This is a genomic window from Agrobacterium sp. 22094 (assembly GCF_052046015.1).
GTDB classification, from domain to species: domain Bacteria; phylum Pseudomonadota; class Alphaproteobacteria; order Rhizobiales; family Rhizobiaceae; genus Agrobacterium; species Agrobacterium cavarae.
In genome coordinates, this window is the sequence record NZ_JBQEPX010000001.1 from 1755388 (window position 1) to 1778916 (window position 23529).

A 23529-nucleotide genomic window follows, 5' to 3' on the forward strand; every position below is an offset into this window, starting at 1 on the left:
GGGTTTTCTTTTTCGCGCTGAAAACTTAGCTCATATACGCTTAAGATGCCCTGCATGTCAGTCATGCAAAAATGCATACCTTCCGACTAAACCGATTAAATTTAGTCATAGCTTTAACATCGCCGTATCAATCAGCGCAAAACGGCACCGCCTATGTCCCCGGAAACGCTGGCAAAATGCCTCAGCAGCAATTTGTCGCACCGTGTCTGGCATGAGGCGCTAACATCTCCCTGACATCAAAATGAACGATTTCGGCCACGGCTTGACCATGTTGTGACATGGCGGTCGATAGTCTATTGCGGCGCACAAAATCTGATGAAGCGCAATAATTAAGGTAGAGACGTGATCAAAAACGATAAGGGCAGCACACTGCCAACCGAATTTTCCCACGACACCTTCACTATGAACCGCCGTCAGGTGCTTGGGACCGCCCTCGCGGGCCTTGCTGCCGCCGCTTTCCCCAGCGTTCCGGCTTTGGCGCAGTCGGCCGACAAGAAAGTCGATGTGCTTCTGATTGGTGGCGGCATCATGAGCGCGACGCTCGGCATCTGGCTGCGCGAACTCGAGCCGAACTGGTCGATCCAGATGCTCGAGCGCCTGGATGCGGTGGCTCTGGAAAGCTCCAACGGTTGGAACAATGCCGGTACCGGTCACTCTGCACTTGCGGAACTGAACTACACGCCCGAAACCGCCAATGGCGGCATCGATATTTCCAAGGCGATCGACATCAACGAGTCCTTCCAGATCTCGCGTCAGTTCTGGGCCTGGCAGGTGCGCAACGGCGTTCTGAAGAACCCGCGCTCCTTCATCAACCACACGCCGCATATGAGCTTCGTCTGGGGCGATGAGAACGTCGCCTATCTCGAAAAGCGCTACGAGGCGCTGAAGGCAAGCCCGCTCTTTGCCGGCATGCAATATTCCACCGATCCGGAGCAGATCAAGAAGTGGGTGCCGCTGATGATGGAGGGACGCGATCCTTCCCAGAAGATCGGCGCAACATGGTCGCCGCTCGGCACCGATATGGAGTTTGGCGAAGTCACCCGCCAGTTCGTCTCCCACCTGAAGAGCACGCCGAATTTCGACCTGCAGGTTTCGAGCGAAGTCGATGCCATCGAGCGCAACTCCGATGGTTCGTGGCGTGTCAGCTACACCAACTCGGCCAATGGCTCCGAGCATACGATCGACGCGAAATTCGTCTTCATCGGTGCAGGCGGCGGCGCGCTTCATCTGCTGCAGATGTCCGGCATTCCGGAAGCTGAAGACTACGGCGGTTTCCCCGTCGGCGGCTCGTTCCTGGTGAACGAGAACCCAGATGTCAGCATGCTGCATCTGGCCAAAGCATACGGCAAGGCGTCAGTCGGCTCTCCGCCCATGTCCGTGCCGCATCTCGACACCCGCGTCATCGGCGGCAAGCGCATCGTGCTGTTCGGGCCGTTCGCAACCTTCTCCACCAAGTTCCTGAAGGAAGGCTCCTATTTCGACCTTCTGACATCTACGACCATGAGCAACATCTGGCCGATGATGCAGGTCGGCGTCGAGGAATATCCTCTGGTCGAATATCTGGCAGGTCAGTTGATGCTGTCCGATGAGGATCGCATCGCGGCACTGCGCGAATACTTCCCTAAGGCCAAGGCGGATGAGTGGCGCCTGTGGCAGGCGGGCCAGCGCGTACAGATCATCAAGCGCGACCCGGAAAAGGGCGGCGTTCTGAAGCTCGGCACGGAAGTGGTTGCCGCCAAGGATGGCAGCATTGCCGGCCTGCTCGGCGCTTCGCCGGGCGCCTCCACAGCCGCACCGATCATGCTCGGCGTGCTGCAGAAGGTCTTCAAGGACAAGGTGGCCTCTCCGGAATGGCAAGCGAAACTCCGCGAGATCGTTCCAAGCTACGGTACGAAGCTGAATGCGGATCCGGAAAAAGTTCAGCAGGAGTGGGACTATACCGCCGAACACCTGCAACTGCCCACACCGCCACGCATCGATGTCAGCGCGCTGAGCACATCGGCTCCGGCCGACGCGCCGGTTAAGAAGACGCCGGACATGGCGCTCTGACCGAAGCGACGCATCGCTTTTCAAAAGCCGCGTACCTTATGGGCGCGGCTTTTTCTTTTGCCCGGAAAAAAGAGACTGGCGATAAGAAAACCAGAAAGCCAAAGCTGTTTCATCCTCAGAAATCTGAGTAATCCTTAGCATCAGGTCAGCACCTGAATGCGATCCGCGGTCCATCGTCAAAAATGAAAGAAAAAATGGCTGGGGCGCCAGGATTCGAACCTGGGAATGCCGGTACCAAAAACCGGTGCCTTACCGCTTGGCGACGCCCCAACGAAGCAGGTGGGCGAAACGCCACTGCCTGAACGGCGCCTGATTAGCAAAGCATGGCGGCAGCGGCAATCATTAAGTTTGGGCTGGTCCAGATTTCTTGTGGGTGCTGATCGATCTTCGTGTTAGGTCGTGAACCATCAGCATGACACGCATTGGACCCCAAGCGGTTTCGCGATGAGCCGATGCGCGACAAAACAGCGTGAGGTGTGTCGCGACCTTGACGGATCGCGTTTCGCTTTCCAGGCATTGTGAAGAGCTTTCGAACCATGGCAGACCCTGCATTCGATCTTGAATTTCAACCGGCCTATGGCACGCCGGTGAAGGTGGCGGAGAATGTTCAGCGGCTGACCGTCAACAATCCGTCGGCCTTCACCTTCCACGGCACCAACAGCTATATCGTCGGCGGTCATTCGGTGGCGGTCATCGACCCGGGGCCGGAGGATGAGGTTCATTTCCAGGCGCTGATGCGGGCGCTGGAAGGCCGTGAGGTGACGCATATTTTCGTCAGCCATACGCATCGGGATCACTCGCCGTTGGCGAAACGGCTTAAAGCAGCGACCGGCGCAGTAACCGTGGCCGAAGGACCGCATCGCGCGGCCCGACCGTTGCATGAAGGCGAGCGCAATCCTTTCGCGGAAAGCGCCGATAGCGATTTCGTCCCGGATCTGGCGCTTGGCGACAATGAAACGGTGACGGGCGATGGCTGGACGCTGACGGCGCTTCACACGCCGGGCCACACGGCCAATCATGCTGCCTTCGCGCTGGATCGCGATGGCATCGTCTTTTCCGCCGACCACGTGATGGCGTGGGCAACCACGATCGTCGCGCCACCGGATGGCGCGATGAGCGATTATATGGCGTCGCTCGACAGGTTGCTCGAACGGGATGACAGGCTCTTCCTGCCCGGCCATGGCGGCCCGGTCAACGATCCGGCAGCCTTCATGCGCGGGCTTCGCACCCATCGCCGCATGCGGGAAAAGGCCGTGCTGACAAGGATCAAGGCGGGCGACCGGACGATTGCAGAGATGGTCAAGGTGATCTACCGCAGCACCGATCCGCGCCTGCATGGCGCAGCGGCGCTTTCCGTTCTCGCCCATATCGAAGATCTGATTGAAAAAGGTCTGGTTGAGACCGATGGTCCGCCGTCGCTGACCGGTATCTACCTGCCGAGACAGGGGAATGTATGAGCGCCGCCTATAGCTATCGCAACGACCCTGCCGTTCCCGACTTCCCCGACGACAAGCCGCTGATCATTTTCGATGGTGACTGCGGGTTCTGCTCTCGGGATGTCGATTTCGTACTTCGTCATGACAAGCAGGGGCTGTTTCGCTTCACGCCGGCGCAATCTCCGCTGGGCACCGCGCTGATGCGCCATTACGGTTTCCGCACGGATGACTACGAGACGAGCCTGCTCATCGAAGCCGGCGTCGCTCACATCTATTCCGACAGCGTGCTGCGCGTGGTCGAACTGCTTGGCGGCGTGATGGGGATGACAGCAACGGCGATGCGCCTTGTGCCACGCTTCATTCGCGATGGCGTCTACCGTGTGGTTGCTCGAAACCGCATGAAGATTGCCGGACGACGGCAGACTTGCCGGGCACCGACGCCTGACGAGCGCGAGCGCTTTCTATAAGCGCGGCCCGCTTTTAGTTATCATTGAGACCCTGCATCTCAGCGTCCAGCGCATCGAGATAGCTGTCGGCGATCTTCTTGCCCATGCCGAGATCATGCGGGCCGAAGCGGGAGGCGACGCGCACGTCGACCAGCGTTGTCTCGGTATCTTCGCGCAGGCGGATCAGCACATCGAAACGCGCGCCCCAGATCAGCGTGCGCATATCTCCCTGCATCATGACCGTGCCGCTGCCATTGAAGAAGGTCGGCGCCGGTGCTTCCGCCGGGCGCGCCAGTGGTACAGGCACGATGGCGGGCAAGTCTTCGACGGGCGTGTCTGCCGCACCGTCATGGACGTCCTGCTTCGGAGCACCCGGCTGCGCGTCCGGCAAGGCGCCGATCAGACCGTCGGTGTGCAAGATGCGGATGTGCTGGGCTTTCGCCACCTTCCTGGCGGCGGTGTAGACGCGGTCGATCGCGCCTTCGTAGCGGTGGCCGAGGAAGCCAGGATAGGCCTCCAGCTGCGCATCGCGATCGGCCTTCGAGACGGCCGCCGGGCGCGGCAGCCATTGCTGGTTGGCCGAGGGGATCGACAGCCAGTTTGGAACATCGGCCGTGTCGGTCGTCACATCATAGATTTTCGGGTTCTGCCAATAGAGGAAGCCGCCATAGGCGACCACGCCAAGCGGAATGGCAGAGAGCAGCAAGGCGTATAGCGACCACACCCCGCCCCTTGCGCCGACAGACCAGAGACGCTGAAGACCAATGAGGGCAAGCACGACGGACACTGCGGCAATGCCAGCGGAAATCAGGGTCAGCGCAATGAAGTCGGGCGTCGTCAGTGGCCCGAAACGGTGCAAGGGTGCCGCAATCAGAAAGAGCAGCAGCGCCGCAAGGCCGAGATAGCGGGAGAGATAAGCCGCATGGGAAACGGGTCTAACGAAACGCACTGTCATGAAGCAGCACCCGCATACACATGCATTGCCAAAAAGCGCCCCAGAGAGATTTGTCTGCCTGAATCACCGATACCGGGTTGTCATAGAGCGTTTTCGAGGGAAATGGAATCGCTCCACCCGCTTTGCTTAACCGGGTACCGCAACCTTTCCCGAAAGCGGGACTTTTACACATCACCAATTGGGCGTATCAGAGCAAGAAAACGCCAAGCTGGGATCAGGGCTTCCAGAGGAGTGATGACTATGCGTGTTTCGATCGTTCTCGGTTCACTTGCCGCCATGCTGGCGCTGACCGCCTGCCAGACGCTGACACCGGAAGAGCGCCGCGCGCGCGACGAAGCGACCTGCCGCGGCTATGGCTTCCGCCCGAACACCGACCAGATGGCGCGTTGCCTTCTAGACCTTGATCTCGACCGCCGCGCCGATAATCGTGCGTGGCAGGCGCAGGTCAACCGCGACATGTTCTGGTCGCCGGTTGTCGTCGAGCGGCGCGTCATCGTCGAAAACCGCTAACTCCGAGCTTAAAGCGCGACCACCTTCTTTGGAGAGGTATTCGGCTGCTTTTCCGCCTGGGATAGTGTCGCCTGAGCAGCCGCCAGCCGTGCGATCGGCACGCGGAAGGGCGAGCAGGATACGTAGTCCAGCCCGACATTTTCGCAGAAATCGATGGAGGTCGGATCGCCGCCATGCTCACCGCAAATGCCGAGCTTGAGCTCCGAGCGCGTTTGCCTGCCACGCTCCGCCGCAATGCGGATCAGCTCCCCCACCCCGTCGAAATCCAGTGAGACGAAGGGGTCACGCTCGATGATGCCCTTGCGCTGATAGGTGTTCATGAAGCGCGCGGCATCGTCACGGGAAATGCCGAAGGTGGTCTGCGTCAAGTCGTTGGTGCCGAAGGAAAAGAATTCCGCAGCCTCGGCGATGACGTGGGCGCGAAGAGCGGCGCGCGGCAGCTCGATCATCGTGCCCGTCAGATATTCCAGCGTCATGCCGGTTTCGGCCGCAACTTCCGCTGCAACACGGTCGATCACACCACGAACATAATCCAATTCCGAGCGGAGGCTGACAAGCGGCACCATGATTTCGGGCACCACGGGGGCGCCGGTTCGGCGAGCTGCTTCCACTGCTGCCTCGAATATGGCGCGGGCCTGCATCTCGGCAATTTCCGGATAGGAGATCGCCAGGCGGCAACCGCGATGGCCAAGCATGGGGTTGAATTCGTGCAGCGCATCGAGCCTCTGGCGGAACAGAGTCTGCGGCATGCCCATGGCGGCAGCCACTTCGACGATCTCGCCGTCGGTCTTCGGTAGAAACTCATGCAGCGGTGGATCCAGCAGGCGGATCGTCACCGGCATCCCATGCATGATTGAGAAAAGTTCGGTGAAATCCTCGCGCTGCATGGGGAGCAACTGGTCGAGTGCGGAGCGTCTGCCCGCCTCATCCTCGGCGAGGATCATTTCGCGCATCACATGAATGCGCTCCCCTTCGAAGAACATGTGCTCGGTGCGGCAAAGGCCAATGCCTTCGGCACCGAAGGCGCGGGCAGCACGTGCGTCGGCTGGCGTATCGGCATTGGTGCGCACCGTCATGCGGCGCGCGCCGTCGGCCCATTCCATCAGCTTGCCGAAATCGCCGGAAAGCTCCGGCTGCGTCATCGGCACTTCGCCCCTCAGCGCGCGGCCGGACGAACCATCGATGGTGATGACGTCGCCCTTGCGCAGCATGCAGCCGATGCCGATCAGCACGCCATTTCGCAAATCCACGCGCATGGAGCCGGCACCGGTGACGCAAGGGATACCCATGCCGCGTGCAACCACCGCCGCATGGCTCGTCATACCGCCGCGGGTGGTGAGAATACCCTCGGCTGCATGCATGCCATGAATATCTTCGGGGCTGGTTTCCATGCGCACCAGTATGACACGGCGACCTTCCGCCTTGGCGGCAACGGCTTCTTCGGCGCTGAAAACAATCTCTCCGGATGCGGCGCCAGGGGACGCCGGAAGGCCGGAGCCGATAATGGGTCTTTCGATGGAGGAATCGATCGTCGGGTGCAGCAATTGATCGAGCGATGAGGGATCGATCCTGCAGACCGCTTCATCGGCGGTGATCAGGCCTTCCTCAACCATATCGACGGCGATCTTCATGGCAGCGCGCGTCGTGCGCTTGCCGCAACGGGTCTGAAGCATCCAAAGCTGCCCGCGCTCGATGGTGAACTCCATATCCTGCATGTCGCGGTAATGGGTTTCCAACTGCTTGCAGATCGCGAGGAATTCCTGAAATGCCTCCGGCATCAGCTTTTCCATCGACGGCTTGTCGGAGCCGGATGCGAGACGTGCCGCTTCGGTGATGGATTGCGGCGTACGGATACCGGCGACGACATCCTCGCCTTGCGCGTTTACGAGGAACTCGCCGTAGAGTTCCTGTTCCCCTGTCGAGGGGTTGCGGGTGAAGGCAACGCCTGTCGCGGAGGTGGAGCCGAGATTGCCGAACACCATGGCCTGGACGTTGACTGCCGTTCCCCAGTCGCCGGGGATATTGTGCAGATGGCGGTAGGTAACCGCGCGTGTGTTCATCCAGCTAGAAAAGACAGCGCCGATCGCGCCCCAGAGCTGAACTTCGGTATCCTGCGGAAAGGGTTCATCCAGCTCGTCTTCGACCAGTTGCTTGTAGCGCGATACCACATGCTGCCACTCGTCGGCGGACAGTTCCGTATCGTATTCGTGGCCGAGGCGACCCTTCTCGTCCTCAAGGATTTCCTCGAAGACTTCATGGTCAAGACCCATGACGACGTCGGCATACATCTGGATGAAGCGGCGATAGCTATCCCACGCGAAACGGGCGTCGCCGGAATCCTCGCAGAGCGCCTGCACCGTCTCGTCATTGAGACCTAGATTGAGGACGGTATCCATCATGCCGGGCATGGAGGCACGCGCACCGGAGCGAATGGAGATCAGGAGTGGGCGCGGACCTGCACCGAATTTGCGACCGGTCATCACTTCCATGCCGGCAATGCCGCTGGAAACCTGGAGCTTCAGATCATTGGGGAGTTGGCGTCCACCCTGGTGGTAGCGACCGCAGACTTCGCTGATAATGGTGAAGCCGGGCGGAACAGGCAGGCCAAGACTTGCCATTTCGGCAAGATGCGCACCCTTGCCTCCCAATATGGCAACGTCACCAGCACGGCCTTCGGCAGCACCATTGCCGAAGGTATAAACCCATTTCTTCATTATACGCTCTCCACCCAGAAGCGTTCTTGTTTTTCAACCCATTATAGCATTGTCACACTGTTGGGAACGCCAGAGAACACAAGATGACAGTGCAGTGCAGCATAATTGCGGCGTTTGGAGAGCGATATCGGGCGTTGGGGCTGTAAAAATGCGAACGACGCAGCGGTCGGATTTTTTTAGACGGCTTCCGCCAGCCTTTCCGCCATCTGCAGATCGACCGAAACCAGCTGCGAGACGCCCTGCTCTGCCATGGTGACGCCGAAGAGGCGGTCCATCCGGGCCATGGTGATGGGGTTGTGAGTGATGATGACGAAACGGGTTTCGGTGGAGGCCACCATTTCATCCATCAGGTTGCAATAGCGCTCGACATTATGGTCATCAAGCGGCGCATCCACCTCGTCCAGCACGCAGATGGGTGCCGGGTTTGTGAGGAAGACGGCGAAGATCAGCGCCATCGCGGTCAAGGCCTGCTCGCCGCCGGATAAGAGCGTCATGGTCTGCGGCTTCTTGCCCGGTGGGCGGGCCAGAATCTCCAGCCCCGCTTCGAGCGGATCGTCGGACTCGATCAGTTGCAGCTCCGCCGTGCCACCGCCAAAGAGATGGGTGAAGAGCCGCTGGAACTGGGTGTTGACCACATCGAATGCAGCGACCAGACGCTCACGACCCTCGCGGTTGAGATTTTGAATACCAGCGCGCAGCTTCCTGACGGCATCGATAATGTCGTCGCGCTCCTTGATGAGGGCGGCAAGCTTGGCGGAGAGTTCCGCCTGCTCCTCATCAGCGCGCAGATTGACCGCGCCCAGACGTTCACGCTCGATCTTCAACCGGTCGAGATCGCGCTCAACGTCACGCACTTCAGGCAGCGGCGCTCCCGGTGGCAGTCCGGTGAGACGCAGCGCCATATGGGGTTCGACGTTCAAAGCCTCGCGAATGCGGTGCTCGCTTTCCTGCCGCTTCTCGCGGGCGGACACCAGTCGCTCTTCAGCGCGGCCACGCTTTTCGCGCGCTTCCGCCAGTTCGGAGAGCGCCGTCGCGGCAGCCCGGTCCGCATCCCGCTGGAGATTTTCGGCCTCGACCAGACGGTCTGCCGCGGCACGGCGCGCCTCCTCCATCTTCTGCAATTCGCTCAGCAGGTTGCGGCGCTTCTCGTCGAATTCCTCAGGCGCGATATCGAGTTCCGCCAATTCGTCGCGCGCTTCCTCCTCGCGCTCGCGCAGCGTGGCGATGTGGTCCGCAGCACTTGCGGCGCGGGCGGCCCAGGTGGCGCGCTCCTGCGCAATGGCGTTGATGCGGCGCTGGCGGGCATCCGCCTCCCGGCTCAAGCCTTCATGGCGCGCGCGTGCCTCTGCCAGAAGGCTGCGATCGGTTGCGACCTCAAGCTGGCTGTCGCGCAAGCGTTCATCGAGGCTGGAGAGATCTGCGCTGTCTTCGAGCTCGATCCGGGCATTCTCTTCCTGAACCACGATCTCCTCGATCTGGCCGCCGATCTGGTTGAGAGCCTCGGAGACGACATCGCGACGGCGAAGGAGATCGCCGGAGGCGCGCTCCGCCATGGAGAGCACATCACGCGCTTCGGTCAGTTGGCGGGCGGCAAGACGACTGCGCTCGCGCGCTTCATTCAAGCTCGCCTCCGCCATGCGGATCGCATCCGTCGAGACAGAAAGCCGCTCCTGCGCCTCTTCCAGCGCAAACCGGGCTTCATCGATTTCGCTCTCTATCTCCGCAAGCCGGTTCTTCTGTGCCAGCCGAAGGGCCGCACTTCCCGGTGCGTCGGCGCTCGCAACATGACCGTCCCAGCGAAAAAGCGCGCCCTCTTTCGTGACCAGGCGCTGGCCGGGCCTCAGGAGCGGCATCAGTCGCTGCCCTTCTTCGACGCTCGCAACGATGCCGATCTGGCGAAGACTACGCTTCAAGGCGTCGGGGCCGGAGACGTGCGATATCAACGAGGAGAGGCCCTGTGGCAGGGTTGGATCGTCCGCGCCTTCTCCATTGGCTGTCCAATAGGCGGGAGCGGTTCGATCCAGAGGGCTTTCCAGATCGTCGCCGAGGGCTGCACCGAGGGCTGCCTCGAAACCGCGATCCACCTTGAGTTCGTCCGCCACTGGCGTGAAGGAGCCGGAAGCAGCACCGGCGGCCAGCATTTTGGCGATGGTGCGTGCTTCGGTTTCCAGCGCGTTAAGACGATTGCGGGCCAGATCGACTGGTCCGCGTGCCAAAGCCTCGACTGAACGGGACTCAGCCACCGCTGTCTCCGCATCCTCGGCTGCAATCAGCGCGTCTTCCGCCGCTATTTCCGCCGCTTCCACGCTTTCGCGTTTTTCGGCGGGATCAGGTAGTTCGGCGAGCTTGTCATCGATCGTTTCGATTTCGGAAGCAGCCTCGGAAGACTGGCGTTCCAGACGCATCTTGCGGTCGGCAAGGTCGCGAATGGAGCGTTCGAGCTGAGCGCGAGACGCCGCAGCCTCCGCACGTTCTGCCGTCAGCGCGGCAAACACCTGCTCGCTTTCGGAAAGCTTGGCCGCGGCCTCCTCAAAAGCCTCGCGCGTTTCTTCGGCATAGCGACCCGAATCGGCCAGGATGTCGAGAAGCTCGGCTTCTTCCGTATCGAGGCGAGAGAGAATGTAGGCATTGTCCGAAACGAGCCGCTCTTCGCGCTGAATATCCTCGCCAAGTTGCGAAAGGCGGCGCGCCAGTTCATCGCGGCGGCGCAGCAGACGGTTGGCCTCGTCATCCAACTGGGTGCGGGCGATCTGCAATCTTTGCAAAGCGGCAGCGACCTTCGCTTCATTCTCGCGCAGTTCGGGAAGCTTGAAGCTGGCGACGCCCTGCTCTTTTGCCGCTTCCATCTGTCGCTGCGCCTTTTCGGCAACCAGATTGGTGGCGATGTTCAGCGCATTGTCCGCTTCGCGCTCTGCCTCGCTGGCATCCACCCAGCGGATATGCAGAAGGGTGGCTTCTCGCGCGCGGATATCGGCAGAGAGCATCTTGAAGCGGTTGGCCTGACGGGCCTGGCGCTTGAGGCTCTCAATCTGGCTTTCCAGCTGTGCGGTCACATCCTCGAGCCGTTCCAGATTGGTTTCGGCGGCACGCAGGCGCAGTTCCGCCTCGTGGCGGCGCGAATGCAGGCCGGAGATGCCCGCCGCCTCTTCCAGCAATTGCCGGCGCGCCTGCGGCTTGGCATTGATCAACTCGCCGATGCGTCCCTGCCCCACCATGGAGGGCGAGCGTGCGCCGGTGGAGGCATCGGCAAACAGAAGCTGAACATCCTTGGCGCGGGCTTCCTTTCCGTTGATCCGATAGACCGAGCCGTTCTCGCGCTCGATGCGGCGCGTCACCTGGATTTCGTCTGCATCGTTGAAGGCTGCGGGCGCGGTGCGATCGGAGTTATCGAGATAAAGGCCGACTTCCGCGGTGTTGCGCGCAGGGCGATTGCCGGAGCCGGAGAAGATTACGTCATCCATGCCGGATGCACGCATGTTCTTGTAGGAGTTTTCGCCCATCACCCAGCGAAGCGCTTCGACCAGATTGGACTTGCCGCAGCCGTTTGGTCCGACAACACCGGTCAGTCCTGGCTCGATGATGAATTCCGAAGGTTCCACGAAGGACTTGAAACCGAGCAGGCGCAGCTTGTTGAACTTCATGCCGCTGCCTCGGCCTGCCGGTGGGAAGACATCAAAACGGGCGCGCGGAAATCTCCGGCGCCCGTCAGAATGCGGTGGCGTCGATTAGAGAAGTTTGTCGATAAGGGCCGACATGGTTTCAACCGACATGTCTCCAGAGTACTTCTTGCCGTTGATGATGAAGGTCGGCGTGGAGTTTACGCCGAATTCCGTCGCGCCGCGCTGCATCGTTGCGTTCACATCATCCAGAAGTTTCTGGTTCGTCAAGCAGGCCTCGAAGCTCTCCTGTGAAAAACCGGCCATTTTCGACATTTGCAGCAGTGCTGCGCGGGCATCCTGCGCGGTCGCCCAGCTCTGCTGCTGCTTGAACAGCATGGAGACGAAGGGGAAATACTGCTGTTCAGGCGCGCAACGGGCCAGCATGAAGGCCGCGGCAGCGCGCGGATCGAACGGGAACTCGCGGATGATGAAGTAAACCTTGCCGGTGTCGATGTACTTCTTCTTGATCTCGTCAAACACCGTGTTGTGGAAATGCGCGCAGTGCGGGCAGGTCATCGACATATATTCGACGATCTTCACAGGCGCGTTCGCATCGCCAAGAGCACGATCCGGCAATGCACCTGGCTTCAGCACCGCGGCCATGTCGACATCACCGGAGGACTCCGGGACATCCTGTGCAAAGGCGCTGCCTGCAAGCATCGGCAATGCGGCCACGACGGAGGCCATGGCAACAGTGCCGAGAAGAGCGCGGCGGGTGAGGTTCAGTTCTGGGAAATGCATGGAAGCACCTGTTTGTGAAAGACGCAAATGTCTATGATTCCGATATAGCCACACATCGTTTCCAACAAGCGGCGCGTTCACCTGTTCTTGTCAAAGAATTGTGACCAGTCAAGGACTGTTCTTTCCAGTTCCTGCTTCACAGTGTCCGACCCTTGGTCCGCTTTTGCATAACAGCCGTCCCAAGCCGCTCTACCGCTTTGCGCAGCGCTTCGCTTTCTATCCCCTGCATCATGTCGTCGAGCCGCTTTGCCGCCTCACCTCGCAATGGTTGCGGCTTTCGCCGACGGGTGGACGCCGTCGACACCGGCTTTTGCACGATGCGGATTTGACGGACTGCAGGAAAACCGAAGAATCCATTGATCCTTGCAATCAACTCGCCCTGCGCATGGGTCAGAAAAAGCGCGCGTGCGCCCTCACAGGCAATCGTCAGAACACCCGCCTGATAACCGCCGCGGTCCGGCCCCTCGTCGCGACGCGGCCAGGTGATCTTTTCGGGACGGGTGCAATCGGCAAAATCATCGCCGGCGATCTCGTCCCAGGAACCGAGAAGTGCCGTGCTGATCCCGGCTCTCTTTGCTAAAACGGGATCGATGATGCCGTTTGCAACTTCGGCAATCTGAAGGACACCTTTACGGGGCTGTCGCATGGTCACACAACTCTGAACTCGCGGCTTGATCGGGCGAAGCGTATGGACCAAGTATAGGACGTTTCCATGTCAATTGGAAACGCCATCAGCCAAATCGGAACAGACTGCACATATGCTTCATAAAATCGAAGGGCCGGCTTACGCTGAGCTATTGCTGGCGTGGTATGATCGCCATCATCGCGACCTGCCGTGGCGCACCTCCCCGTCCATGGCGGCAAAAGGCCTGCGGGCCAATCCCTATCATGTCTGGCTGTCCGAAGTGATGCTGCAGCAGACGACGGTGCAGGCGGTGAAGCCTTACTTCGCCAAGTTTCTGGCGGCATGGCCGACGGTCAACGATCTGGCGGCGGCGCCCACCGAGGACGTCATGGCTGCATGGGCGGGACTTGGTTATTATGCCCGAGCACGAAACTTGAAGAAATGCGCCGAAGCGGTCGCTGATCAGCATGGCGGTATTTTCCCCGATACGGAGGACGGATTGAGAGCGCTTCCGGGTATCGGCGATTATACCGCAGCGGCGGTGGCTGCCATCGCCTTCAACCGACAGGCCGCGGTTATGGATGGCAATGTGGAGCGGGTGATCTCGCGCCTGTTCCTGATCGATTCGCCCCTGCCCGGCTCGAAGCCTTCGATGAAAGCCCGCGTCGCGGAGATTACGCCAAACGACCGTCCGGGCGATTTTGCCCAGGCGATGATGGATCTTGGCGCCACGATCTGTACGCCGAAGCGCCCCGCCTGCGTACTCTGTCCGTTCAACGGCCACTGTCTGGCACTGGCGCAGGATGAACCTGAGCGGCTTCCGGTCAAAGCCAAGAAGAAGGACAAGCCGGTGCGGGTAGGCGCGGCCTTCGTTGCGGTCAACGACGAGGGTGAAATCTTGCTGCGGCGGCGCATCGATAGCGGCCTGCTCGGCGGCATGACGGAGGTGCCGACGACGGCCTGGACCGCGCGTCTGGATGGGGGAACGGAAAAAGCGCATGCGCCTTTTGACGCGGACTGGGAGCCGGCCGGCACCATCGTGCATGTTTTCACCCATTTTGAACTCAGACTATCGATCTACCGGGCGAAAGTCGGAAACGACGTCAAAGCCGATGACGGATGGTGGGAGCCGGTCATAAATCTTGATGCCCAGGCACTGCCGACGGTGATGAAAAAGGCGATCTCTCAGGCTATTCCATTGGCGTTTGCGGCAAAGGCCGAAAAAACGCAGCAGTCTTCGAGAAGCAGGAAAGTTTCATGAGCAAGATCAATCATATTGTTTTCGATATCGGCAAGGTTCTCATTCATTACGATCCGCATATCCCCTATAGCCGACTGATCCCTGACGATGCCGAACGCGCCTGGTTCTTCGAGAATGTCTGCACCCATGACTGGAACCTGGAGCAGGATCGCGGTCGCAAATGGGCGGATGCCGAAGCCCTGCTGCTGGAAAACCATCCGGACCGGGAGGAGCATATCCGCGCCTTCCGCAAACATTGGCACGAGATGGTCTCCCACTGCTATGACGATTCCGTCGCCATCCTCAAAGGTCTGATCGACAGCGGCCATGACGTGACGATGCTGACAAACTTTGCCTCCGACACCTTCCGCGAGGCGCAGAAGATGTATCCGTTCCTGACGCTTTCCCGTGGCGTGACGGTCTCGGGCGATGTCGGTCTGATCAAGCCGGATGTTGTAATCTACAAGCTGCATGCCGAGACCTTCGGCCTCGATCCTGAGACCAGCATCTTCATCGACGATTCGATCGCCAATGTGGACGGCGCGAAGGAAGCCGGCTGGCAGGCGGTGCATTTCACCGGTGCGGAAAAGCTGAAGGCAGATCTTGAAGGCTACGGCATCAAGGTTTGAGAATTCCTGGCGCAGGCGGGAATGGCGGTCCCCATCCTGCGCCAGTCCAGCCGCGAACGGCCAGATCTGAATAATCGTCAAACAGGGAAGCATCCGTCTTCTTGGCTTTGCGCATCTTTTCGATGCGCCAGCGGCTCGCCCTCGTCCCTTGGCGAGATTGATTAAGGCGGCTTACTTGCTCCAGGCTTGCCAGGCAATTGAAATATTTTGGGAAAATTCTTTATCCAAAAGAACTCACAACAAGGCCCGGCGTCCAGTGGACGCCGGGCCTTGCTTGTTCTTCATCCGGGACTGAAGGTACTAAACCAGATGAAGCCTGTGGCGAAAGCAACATAAGGCGGTGGATCGCAGATTAGCCGGCTTTAGCCAATTCCATACGGATAACGCTTCTCAGATCATCGATCGGCTTCAGAGCATCGCCATCCTGATAGTGCCAGAAGGTCCAACCATTGCACGCATCGAGACCCTGTACCTTGGCACCCAGGCGATGGATAGAACCTGCGTCGCCGCCGGACGACACGGTGCCGTCGGCACGAATGATCGCGGTATAACGGCGCTTGGCATCCGTCAGGACCTGACCGGGGCGCACGAGGCCGCTTTCGAGCAGAACGTTGAAGGCGACCCGCGGCTCGGCCTTCTTACCGGTCATCACCGTCAGTTCCGCCTTGCCGAGCGGCTCGACCGCAGCGATTCGCGCGGATGCCGCATCGATGTAATCCTGCTCGCGCTCGATGCCGACGAAATGGCGGCCAAGACGCTTTGCCACCGCACCGGTCGTGCCGGAGCCGAAGAACGGATCGAGCACCACATCACCGGGCTTGGTCGAAGCCATGATGATACGCGCCAGCAGAGCTTCCGGCTTCTGGGTCGGGTGGATCTTCTTGCCGTCATCGCCCTTCAGCCGCTCGGAGCCGCTGCAGATCGGAAACAGCCAGTCGGAGCGCATCTGCACGTCGTCATTCGACGCTTTCAGCGCTTCGTAATTGAAGGTGTAGCTTTTCGCTTTCGCATCGCGGCTGGCCCAGATCATCGTCTCATGGGCGTTCTGGAAACGTCGACCCTTGAAGTTCGGCATGGGGTTGGTCTTGCGCCAGACGATATCGTTCAGGATCCAGAAGTTCATGTCCTGAAGGATGGAGCCGACGCGGAAGATGTTGTGATAGGAGCCGATGACCCAGATGGTGCCGTTCGGCTTCAAGACGCGGCGGCAGGCCAGCAACCAGGCGCGGGTAAAGGCATCATAGGCCTCGAAAGAGGCGAACTGGTCCCACTCATCATCCACCGCATCTACCAGCGACTGGTCCGGACGATGCAGCGTGCCGCCAAGCTGGAGGTTATAGGGCGGATCGGCGAAGATCGCATCGACGGACCGGCTCGGCAGCGCTTCGAGAGCTGCGACGCAGTCACCCTTGATGATGCTGTCCTTCCAGGCATCACTCTCGCCTGCAAGATCAAAACCGGCGCGCCGAAAATCGGCCAGTGGAAACACTGATGCCATGGGTACTCGCTCCATACGCTTACTCAACTGAACTGGCCTTATGGTTACCGAAGATGGTTATCAAAGGCTGAACGAGTGAAAGAAAGTTCTGGGTTAAGTGCATAAAAATGCGAGAAAATAGATTATCGAGGTCCAGGTGCGAGATCGGCAGGCGGAAGCGGCCGCAGCTAGGGGATGATGAGGCCCCCACAATAGTGAAGCACATAGGATTCCTCGCCGCCCACCGTGATCACCTCATGCCCGTGGAAATGGCGGGCGTCCCCCTCGCTCCTGCCGATGTAGGTCCCGTATTCACCCGTCCATTCGAAACCACCGAGGAACCGACCGGCTCGATACATCCTGGACAGAGCGGCCTTGATCGTGGATCCGGCTCGCTCTCCATCGATCAAATCCGGACGGATGATGAAGCCGTAATAGTTCATCGCCCAATAGGGTGTGCGCCTGAGCCAGAGAACCTCCTGCCCAATGAAGTTCGTACCGCCGAAATAGCTGTCGCGGTACTCCCACTCAGCATCAGACCAGATGAGGTCTTGGGAGCCTCGCCTGCTCGGCTCTCCCTTCGCTCCACCTCCGACGTAACAGGCCGCTTTTGCACGCACGATGACATCATTGAGCTTGTTCACGGCAGTCTCCCCTAAAAAGAACATATAGTGAACAAAGCGCATTTTTCGTCGAGAAGAAAACCCATCTTCACGTTGCAGAAACGGCTAATGGAACCGGATTTTATTTTTAACGTTTTGATTTAGGAATTTTCCACGCTGGCGGTATTATGGTGCCAGTGACGGGTGCAGGGGTTAAGTTACAAAATGCGCATAGCTTTGATGATCGCCGCGACGCTTTATGCCAGCGCCGCCTTCTCGCAGCAGCCTGCACCGCAGGCTCCAAAGCCACAAGTGAATGTGCGCACGGACGCCGTCATGTTCAAAGGCGGCCCCTCGCTTGGCGATAGCGACAAGGTTCGATGGGATTTCTACAAAGCGGACAGCACGGGCGGCCGCAGCGACGACAATGTCGGCGGTGCCTATGATGCGACCTTCGAGGAGAAAATTCCGCCGGGCAAATATGTCGCGGTCGCCGCACTCGGCAATATCACCCGTGAGATCACTTTCGAGGTCAAGGACGGCGCCGTCACCGAGCTTGCGGTCGATTTCGAAGCAGCCCAACTCACCCTCGTCCCGAAACGGAGCCCCGATAGCAAAGAGGCAGAGCCGCTTGCGCGCGTCACGGTAACGCAGGACGCGTTCAGCGACAGTGTCTATGGATCGAAAGAACTCTTCGTGCCGGCCGGCGAGTTGAAGCTCGAGGGCCGCATCGGTCCGGCGGTTGCAGAGGAAACGATCACTGTGAAAGCCGGCGACACCGTAAGCCACGACGTCATCATTCCAAGCGGCGTGGTCGTGACGAATGCCGTTTACAAAGAAGGCGGTCGCCAGGTCGAGACCGATAGCATTCGCTTCGAGGCGCTGGCAGACACGCAAACACTGGACGGCACGCGCACGACGATCACCGGCACCTATGGCCCCGGCAAGATCATGCAGATGCCGGCTGGAAACTTCATCATGAGAGCGAAGCTCGGCAAGGTCACCGTCGAGAAGCCCTTCAGCGTGACGGCGGGTCAGCGCACCGATCTCAGCATCGATCTGGACGCAGGCGTGCTGGTTGTCTCCGCGCCTCAGGCGGAGCGGATCGACATTGTCGAAACCACCAAGGACTTGCAGGGCACGCAGAAGGAAATTTCCGGTCGCTACGGCACGACGCACCAGGAGACGCTTCACCCCGGCACCTATGCGGTGAAAATAACCTACGACAAGAAGGCCAATCGCGATCCGAAGGAAGTCAGCGCTACCGTGACGGCATCGGAGCGCACCGAGATCAACATCACCGATTGATTTTTGAAAGCCGCCTGACCCTAGCCGACTATGGCGAAAGCGTCGCGCGTGGATCCCGTTGGCGTGCGCACGGCCGTCCGGCCAATCCACTGCACATGGCCGTGGAGAATGCGGATGGCCTCTTCTGCCCGCTCGCCGCGAAGTGCGTCGATGATGGCGCGATGATCAGTGTCGGTGCGGCGCTCCCAGCCCGCACGCCAGGCGGAGAACAGGAAGCGGGCGCTGGCTGCGTGCAGGCCGTCGATCGCTTCCATTAATCGAGGCATGTTGCAGGGCGCGGTGATCAGCCGGTGAAAGCGTCGGTTTGCCTCTTCCCATCGGCGAACGTCCTGCGCATCGTCACCTTCATGGGTCGCGGCTTCCGCCTCATCGAGAATAGCCGTAGTCAGGTTGGGGATGGCGTTGCGGAGCGCCAGCACTTCAAGCGCCGCACGCATTTCCGCGACCTCTCGCACATCTGCAAGGCCGAAATCGGCCACGCGAACGCCTCGGCGCGGAATGCTGACGGCAAGGCCTTGCGCTTCCAGCCGACGAAAGGCTTCCCGCACCGGCACATGCGAGGCACCGAATTCCTCCGCAATATGATCCTGCCGCAGCCTTTCGCCAGGCGCAAACTCGCCGCGCACAATACGCTCGGCGAGCGTGCGGCTGATCTTTGCGGCAATCGTATCATCCGGCTTGGCTTTTGGAATCTTGACCATGACCTGACATAGGGCGAGGTTGGAGAATTGTCGAGCGATGCGATAAGCCGCAAGCTCCCCTGCATTCCAACCGGTTGAGCTGGTGCCTCAATTGGTCTAAAAGCCGCCAACCCCATCCCATTCCTTCATCGACATCAAGGGAGCGCATATGAGCGGCTTCGACCTTATCATTTTCGACTGCGACGGCGTTCTGGTCGATTCGGAAATCATCGCTGCACAGGTCGAATCCCGCCTGTTGACGGAGGCCGGCTACCCGATCTCCGTTGAGGAAATGGGCGAGCGCTTTTCCGGCATGACCTGGAAGAACATCCTGCTTGAGGTTGAGCGCGAGGCAAGCATTCCGATTTCGGCCACGCTGCTCGACAAATCCGAAAAGCTTCTGGATGCGCGCCTGGCACGCGACGTCAAAGTCATCGAAGGCGTGAAGTTTGCGCTGTCGCGGCTGACGACACAACGTTGCATCTGCTCGAATTCGTCCAGCGCTCGGCTCGACATGATGCTGACGAAGGTCGGCCTCAAGCCCTATTTCGAAAGCCATGTCTATTCTGCAAAAGATCTCGGCGCAGATCGCGTCAAGCCGAAGCCGGACATCTTCCTTCACGGCGCCAAGCAGTTCGCCGTCTCGCCTGACAGGGTGGTGGTGATCGAAGATTCCGTCCACGGCATCACAGGTGCGCGGGCGGCGGGCATGCGCGTCATCGGCTTTACCGGCGCATCGCATAGCTATCCAAGCCATGCGGACAAGTTGACCGATGCGGGCGCCGAAACCGTCATTTCGCGCATGCAGGATCTGCCGGCAACGATTGCTGCATTGTCCGAGTGGGCGATCTGAACCCATCAAAAAAGCCGGACCGCACAAGGCGATCCGGCTTCGATAAAAATTTTCCGGCAGTCGGGTCTGATCTCAGCCCCTGCGACCGCTCTTCTTGCCACTGGCCTTGGCACCACCTTCATCAAACGAAATGAAGACATTGGTCTGCTTCGACGCGCCGCCCGGGCCATTCGGAATGGCAACGTTCGGGTTGTTGAAGATGAACTGGGTGCCTGCCGTACCTGCCGGAACATCGACGCCAAGGCTGGTGACCTGCGAGAAAATTTCGCCATCGCCATCCTTGACCGTCACGCGGATTGGGAGATTAACCCGACCTGGCTTGGAGAGAGGTCCTGGAACCACACGGCCTTGCGCGAAGACGTTTACGGTCAGCGTGGAGTCATTCATGCTGCAGGAGCGCGTGGTGTCCGACAAGGACGCCTGATAGACGAGCTTGCTTGGATCACCCTTGGCTCCGGCATAGACCTGATGGACGGCGTTGGTATCGAGCACAGTAATGGGTGGGCAGTTCGCCTGTACGACGGGGGCGGTTGCGGCCTGCGCAGCCGGGCGATTGACCGCCAGCGAGTCCGACGGATTGGAAGAATTGCAACCCGCAAGCATGGCAAGCAGCGATGCTGCGGCGGATAAACGCAAAATAGTCCCTGTCACTGTGTTCCACCCTCTAAAACAATTCCGCAACAGGCCGGAGATGCTATTTATTGGCCTTCCTTGCCTGTCGGCGATGGTCTATAGCAGCGGCGCCGGAAAAAATCGATGGTTGCATTCGGATTTGCGCCATTTTTGCAAAATGGACGAAATTCCTGCACGAAGCGGTTCCTGCGGCTTGACTGGTGACGACGACGAAGGACGATTTCCGTGAAATATGTTTCGACCAGGGGCAGCGCCCCTTCGCTTGGTTTCTCCGATGCGCTGCTGGCTGGCCTGGCGCGCGATGGCGGCCTCTATGTTCCAAGCGAATGGCCGACGATGAAGAAGAAGGAAATTCGCGCCCTTAGAGGCAAGACCTACCAGGAGGTCGCTTTCGAAGTTCTATATCGCTTCACCGGCGGCGAAATTCCGGAGAAGGATTTCCGCTCGATGATCGATGAGGCCTATGCGACCTTCCGTCATCCGGCGGTCGCCCCGCTCGTCCAGACTGGACCGAACAGCTTCATCCTCGAGCTTTTCCACGGCACGACGCTAGCGTTCAAGGACGTCGCGATGCAGCTCCTCGCCCGCCTGATGGATTACACGCTCGCCGAACGCGGGCAACGTGCAACGATTGTCGGCGCGACATCGGGTGATACGGGCGGCGCGGCGATCGATGCCTTTGCCGGTCGAGACCGCACCGACATCTTCATCCTGTTCCCGCATGGCAAGGTGTCGCCAGTGCAGCAGCGGCAGATGACCAGTTCCACCGCTTCGAACGTGCATGCGCTTGCGATCAACGGCAACTTCGACGACTGCCAGAACCTCGTCAAGGACATGTTCAACGACACGAAATTCCGAGACAGCGTCAAGCTTTCCGGCGTCAACTCGATCAACTGGGCGCGCATCATGGCGCAGGTGGTCTATTACTTTACCGCTGCGATTTCGCTCGGTGCGCCGGATCGCAAGGTCTCCTTCACCGTGCCGACCGGCAACTTCGGGGATATTTTTGCCGGCTATGTGGCCAAGCAAATGGGCCTGCCGATCGACAAGCTGGTGATTGCCACCAATGACAACGATATCTTGGCCCGCACGCTGAAGACGGGTCGTTACGAGATGCGCGGCGTTCAGGCCACCACCTCGCCCTCCATGGATATCCAGATTTCGTCGAACTTCGAACGCCTGCTGTTCGAAGCCTACGATCGCGAACCAAACGAGATCAAGCGCTCGATGGATGGTTTGAAGCAATCCGGCGCTTTCCAGATTTCCGAAGCGGCCATGAAGATGATCAAGCGCGACTTCCGCGCAGGTCGCGCGACCGAAAAGCAGGTCGCGGCGACCATTCGCGACACGCTGAGCGAGACCGGCTATCTGCTCGATCCGCACACGGCAACGGCCGTTCACGTGGCGAAAAAGTACGAAAAAACAAACAGTCCGATGGTCGTTCTTTCGACCGCGCATCCGGCGAAATTCCCTGACGCCGTAAAATCCGCTTGCGCAATCGATCCTGCCCTACCAGTATGGCTTGCTGATCTTATGAACCGGGAGGAGCGTTTCGACGTCCTGGAAGCAGAGCTTGACGCCGTGGAAACTTTCATCGGCAAGCATGCTCGCGCCAAGGACTGACCAACGCGGAAAGACGTGGAAATGAATGTGAACGTAACCCGGCTTTCGTCCGGGTTGACAGTCGTCACCGAAAGAATGCCTCACCTCGAAAGCGTTGCTCTCGGCGTGTGGATAAAATCAGGTTCGCGCAACGAGACGGATGACGAGCACGGCATCGCGCATCTGCTCGAGCACATGGCCTTCAAGGGTACGGCGCGCCGTACCGCCCGGCAGATCGCTGAGGAGATCGAGAATGTCGGGGGCGAAGTCAACGCCGCGACATCCACCGAGACAACATCCTATTATGCCCGCGTGCTGAAGGATCACGTACCGCTGGCGGTCGATATCCTTGCCGATATCCTGACCGAGTCCGCTTTCGACGAGGCGGAACTGGAACGCGAAAAGAACGTCATCCTGCAGGAAATCGGTGCTGCGACCGATACACCCGACGACGTCGTTTTCGACAATTTTTCCGGCGTCGCCTATCGCGACCAGATGATCGGCCGTCCGATCCTCGGCACACCCGAGACGGTGCAGTCCTTCACCACCGCGCAGATCCGTCATTACCTTGGCCGCAATTACACGACGGACCGGATTTTCGTCGTCGCGGCCGGCGCTGTCGATCACGAAACCTTCGTCAAGCAGGTCGAGCAGCGCTTTTCCAGCCTGCCGCAAAAGCCGGAAGCCACGCCGATCATCGAGAAAGCCATCTATACCGGTGGCGAAATCCGCGAGACGCGCGATCTGATGGATGCGCAAATCCTGCTGGGCTTCGAGGGCAAGGCTTACCACGCCCGTGACTTCTACTGCTCGCAGATTCTGGCAAACATTCTCGGCGGCGGCATGTCGTCTCGCCTCTTCCAGGAAGTGCGCGAATATCGCGGTCTCTGCTATTCGGTCTATGCCTTCCATTGGGGCTTCTCCGATACCGGCATTTTCGGCATTCATGCAGCAACCGGCAGCAGCGATCTGGCGGAACTGGTTCCGGTTATCACCGAGGAACTGCGCAAGTCCTCCGAGGTCATTCATCAGGAAGAAATCGACCGCGCTCGCGCGCAGATCCGCGCGCAGTTGCTGATGGGCCAGGAAAGCCCGGCAGCGCGTGCCGGTCAGATCGCTCGCCAGATGATGCTCTACGGTCGTCCGATCCCCAATGACGAGATGATGACGCGTCTTGGAGACATCACCCGTGAGCGCTTGACCGATCTTGCAGGGCGTCTGTTTTTCGATAAAGTTCCGACCCTGTCGGCGATCGGCCCCCTGGAAAATCTCGCGCCGCTGTCTGACATCACGGCGGGGCTTTCTGCGGCGCCATCCATGAAGATAACGGCAAACGGCTGACGGCAGAGACTGATCCGCAGCATGGTGTT

Annotated in this window: 19 protein-coding genes and 1 tRNA gene; 10 read left to right on the forward strand and 10 right to left on the reverse strand. The window is 59.7% G+C overall.

Annotated features, from left to right (window positions below; all coding sequences use genetic code 11):
• Positions 1 to 402: 402 nt before the first annotated feature.
• On the forward strand, positions 403 to 2049 hold the full coding sequence (gene mqo, locus ACTJK5_RS08530) for a malate dehydrogenase (quinone) (protein WP_440612585.1): 1647 nt from the start codon (positions 403 to 405) through the stop codon (positions 2047 to 2049).
• 195 nt (positions 2050 to 2244) lie between these two features.
• On the opposite strand, the gene ACTJK5_RS08535 is transcribed toward mqo, so the two are convergent.
• A tRNA-Gln gene (locus ACTJK5_RS08535) sits at positions 2245 to 2319 on the reverse strand.
• Between the two features lie 266 nt (positions 2320 to 2585).
• Here ACTJK5_RS08535 and ACTJK5_RS08540 point away from each other — a divergent pair.
• On the forward strand, positions 2586 to 3506 hold the full coding sequence (locus ACTJK5_RS08540; protein WP_113260044.1) for an MBL fold metallo-hydrolase: 921 nt from the start codon (positions 2586 to 2588) through the stop codon (positions 3504 to 3506).
• On the forward strand, positions 3503 to 3952 hold the full coding sequence (locus ACTJK5_RS08545; protein WP_113260043.1) for a thiol-disulfide oxidoreductase DCC family protein: 450 nt from the start codon (positions 3503 to 3505) through the stop codon (positions 3950 to 3952). Before ACTJK5_RS08540 ends, ACTJK5_RS08545 begins: the two co-directional genes overlap by 4 nt.
• Positions 3953 to 3965: 13 nt before the next feature.
• Here the strand turns inward: ACTJK5_RS08545 and ACTJK5_RS08550 are convergent, their stop codons facing one another.
• Positions 3966 to 4886, reverse strand: coding sequence for a DUF1499 domain-containing protein (locus ACTJK5_RS08550; RefSeq protein ID WP_113260042.1), 921 nt, complete (start codon positions 4884 to 4886; stop codon positions 3966 to 3968).
• Between the two features lie 240 nt (positions 4887 to 5126).
• Between ACTJK5_RS08550 and ACTJK5_RS08555 the strand changes: the two genes are divergently transcribed.
• On the forward strand, positions 5127 to 5396 hold the full coding sequence (locus ACTJK5_RS08555; RefSeq protein WP_062425861.1) for a hypothetical protein: 270 nt from the start codon (positions 5127 to 5129) through the stop codon (positions 5394 to 5396).
• A gap of 8 nt (positions 5397 to 5404) precedes the next feature.
• Here ACTJK5_RS08555 and ppdK read toward each other — a convergent pair whose 3' ends face one another.
• The 4 genes from ppdK to ACTJK5_RS08575 form a co-directional block, all read right to left on the reverse strand.
• A complete protein-coding gene (gene ppdK, locus ACTJK5_RS08560; protein WP_113260041.1) occupies positions 5405 to 8110 on the reverse strand; it encodes a pyruvate, phosphate dikinase in 2706 nt (901 codons plus the stop codon).
• Positions 8111 to 8286: 176 nt separating this feature from the next.
• Positions 8287 to 11751 (reverse strand): chromosome segregation protein SMC, encoded by a 3465-nt coding sequence (gene smc, locus ACTJK5_RS08565; RefSeq protein ID WP_335322783.1) that lies wholly within the window; start codon positions 11749 to 11751, stop codon positions 8287 to 8289.
• 84 nt (positions 11752 to 11835) lie between these two features.
• Positions 11836 to 12510: a DsbA family protein gene (locus tag ACTJK5_RS08570; protein ID WP_062425864.1), complete on the reverse strand. Its 675-nt coding sequence runs from the start codon at positions 12508 to 12510 to the stop codon at positions 11836 to 11838.
• 136 nt (positions 12511 to 12646) lie between these two features.
• Positions 12647 to 13156: a DUF721 domain-containing protein gene (locus ACTJK5_RS08575; protein WP_062425865.1), complete on the reverse strand. Its 510-nt coding sequence runs from the start codon at positions 13154 to 13156 to the stop codon at positions 12647 to 12649.
• Between the two features lie 112 nt (positions 13157 to 13268).
• On the opposite strand from ACTJK5_RS08575, the gene mutY reads away from it, so the two are divergent.
• Positions 13269 to 14396 (forward strand): A/G-specific adenine glycosylase, encoded by a 1128-nt coding sequence (gene mutY, locus ACTJK5_RS08580; RefSeq protein ID WP_113260039.1) that lies wholly within the window; start codon positions 13269 to 13271, stop codon positions 14394 to 14396.
• Complete coding sequence (locus tag ACTJK5_RS08585) at positions 14393 to 15004, forward strand: HAD family hydrolase (RefSeq protein ID WP_440612168.1); 612 nt, start codon at positions 14393 to 14395, stop codon at positions 15002 to 15004. Before mutY ends, ACTJK5_RS08585 begins: the two co-directional genes overlap by 4 nt.
• Positions 15005 to 15356: 352 nt before the next feature.
• On the opposite strand, the gene ACTJK5_RS08590 is transcribed toward ACTJK5_RS08585, so the two are convergent.
• Both ACTJK5_RS08590 and ACTJK5_RS08595 read right to left on the reverse strand, forming a co-directional pair.
• Positions 15357 to 16502 carry a site-specific DNA-methyltransferase gene (locus ACTJK5_RS08590; protein WP_440612169.1) on the reverse strand — a complete coding sequence of 382 codons (1146 nt, stop codon included), beginning with the start codon at positions 16500 to 16502 and terminating at the stop codon, positions 15357 to 15359.
• A gap of 167 nt (positions 16503 to 16669) precedes the next feature.
• Positions 16670 to 17149 carry a DUF5680 domain-containing protein gene (locus tag ACTJK5_RS08595; RefSeq protein WP_440612586.1) on the reverse strand — a complete coding sequence of 160 codons (480 nt, stop codon included), beginning with the start codon at positions 17147 to 17149 and terminating at the stop codon, positions 16670 to 16672.
• A gap of 159 nt (positions 17150 to 17308) precedes the next feature.
• On the opposite strand from ACTJK5_RS08595, the gene ACTJK5_RS08600 reads away from it, so the two are divergent.
• Positions 17309 to 18391 (forward strand): hypothetical protein, encoded by a 1083-nt coding sequence (locus ACTJK5_RS08600; protein WP_440612170.1) that lies wholly within the window; start codon positions 17309 to 17311, stop codon positions 18389 to 18391.
• A gap of 20 nt (positions 18392 to 18411) precedes the next feature.
• On the opposite strand, the gene ACTJK5_RS08605 is transcribed toward ACTJK5_RS08600, so the two are convergent.
• Positions 18412 to 19092, reverse strand: coding sequence for a GntR family transcriptional regulator (locus ACTJK5_RS08605; RefSeq protein WP_062438366.1), 681 nt, complete (start codon positions 19090 to 19092; stop codon positions 18412 to 18414).
• A 148-nt stretch (positions 19093 to 19240) separates the two neighbouring features.
• On the opposite strand from ACTJK5_RS08605, the gene ACTJK5_RS08610 reads away from it, so the two are divergent.
• A complete protein-coding gene (locus ACTJK5_RS08610; RefSeq protein WP_062438368.1) occupies positions 19241 to 19924 on the forward strand; it encodes an HAD family hydrolase in 684 nt (227 codons plus the stop codon).
• A 72-nt stretch (positions 19925 to 19996) separates the two neighbouring features.
• Here the strand turns inward: ACTJK5_RS08610 and ACTJK5_RS08615 are convergent, their stop codons facing one another.
• Positions 19997 to 20527 carry a PilZ domain-containing protein gene (locus ACTJK5_RS08615; protein WP_440612587.1) on the reverse strand — a complete coding sequence of 177 codons (531 nt, stop codon included), beginning with the start codon at positions 20525 to 20527 and terminating at the stop codon, positions 19997 to 19999.
• A 255-nt stretch (positions 20528 to 20782) separates the two neighbouring features.
• On the opposite strand from ACTJK5_RS08615, the gene thrC reads away from it, so the two are divergent.
• Together thrC and ACTJK5_RS08625 are read left to right on the forward strand one after the other, a co-directional pair.
• Entirely contained in the window at positions 20783 to 22180 is a 1398-nt protein-coding gene (gene thrC / locus ACTJK5_RS08620; RefSeq protein WP_112359408.1) for a threonine synthase, read from the forward strand.
• Between the two features lie 21 nt (positions 22181 to 22201).
• A complete protein-coding gene (locus ACTJK5_RS08625) occupies positions 22202 to 23500 on the forward strand; it encodes a M16 family metallopeptidase (RefSeq protein ID WP_111847579.1) in 1299 nt (432 codons plus the stop codon).
• Positions 23501 to 23529: the final 29 nt, after the last annotated feature.